Origin of the sequence: Vreelandella lionensis, from assembly GCF_044543515.1 — a bacterium.
Classification (GTDB): Bacteria; Pseudomonadota; Gammaproteobacteria; order Pseudomonadales; family Halomonadaceae; genus Vreelandella; species Vreelandella lionensis.
Genome location: NZ_JBITWC010000057.1, coordinates 1 through 1,026, shown reverse-complemented (window position 1 = coordinate 1,026; position 1,026 = coordinate 1). Strand labels below are relative to the sequence as shown.

Genomic DNA, 1,026 nt, shown 5'->3' with positions numbered 1-1,026 from the left:
AAATGCACAAAGAACGGGAAAATAGTGCCTAAATTTGCAATTTTTTATCAGCTCAAGTGAGCGTTGACGAATATCGGTAATTATTCAGACCTTCCAAAAATAATATAAATGATATTCAAGAAAATTCTATGATGCTTGTTGAATCAGCTCGCTCTGATTGGGACGCATTTGAGACTTCTTGGAATTTCACTCGTCCCCTCATTTTGAATATCAAAAGTAAGCCGCTTCTTGAAAAAGTGGTTAATACACTTCGTTCACAGATCCAAGAGACAGTTCTTACACTTAAAAAAATAGAAGAAGAGAATAACCGAATTTTAATCAATGCCTATGGATTACAGTACGAACTCACACCAGAAATCTCTTTCAAGGAAATAACTCTTACCTGCAACCCCCATTACCGTTACGGTGGCAATCGCTCAGAAGAAGAGCTGGAAACCCTGCTCCAGTGCGATACCCTCAAGGAGCTGGTCAGCTACGCCATCGGCTGCATGATGGGCCGCTACTCGCTGGATAAGCCCGGCCTGATTCTCGCCAGCCAGGGCGAAACTGTTCGCGACTATCTTGCTCAGATTCCCGAGCCCAGCTTCGCCCCGGATAATAACGCCATTATCCCCCTGACCGATCAGGAATGGTTCCCCGACGACGCCACCAACCGCTTCCGCGACTTCGTGCGTACCGTCTGGGGCGAAGAGTACCTGCAAGAAAACCTCGAATTCGTCGCCGAAAGCCTCTGCCTCCACGCCATCAAACCCAAGAAGGGCGAAGCTGCGCTTGAAACCATCCGCCGCTACCTCAGCACCCAGTTCTTCAAAGACCACTTACGCACCTACAAAAAACGCCCCATCTACTGGCTGTTCAGCTCCGGCAAGCAGAAAGCCTTCGAGTGCCTGGTCTACCTGCACCGCTACAACGAAAGCACCCTCGCCGAGATGTGAACCGTACCGGGATTCCCGGAGGCTCCAAACCTTGAGAGGATGGAGCCATGAGCAAATCAAATCGATATTCCCCTGAAGTTCGCCAGCGGGC

General features: G+C 49.2%; 1 protein-coding gene. It reads left to right on the top strand.

Going from position 1 to position 1,026, the window contains the following annotated elements; translation table 11 throughout:
* Positions 1 to 128 precede the first annotated feature (128 nt).
* Entirely contained in the window at positions 129 to 935 is an 807-nt protein-coding gene (locus ACIGG6_RS18260; protein ID WP_399846551.1) for a hypothetical protein, read from the top strand.
* Positions 936 to 1,026 lie beyond the last annotated feature (91 nt).

Bases quoted from the DNA above. Each gene is read 5' to 3' on its own strand.
- ACIGG6_RS18260 (WP_399846551.1), top strand. From the start codon at position 129: ATGATGCTTGTTGAATCAGCTCGCTCTGATTGGGACGCATTTGAGACT.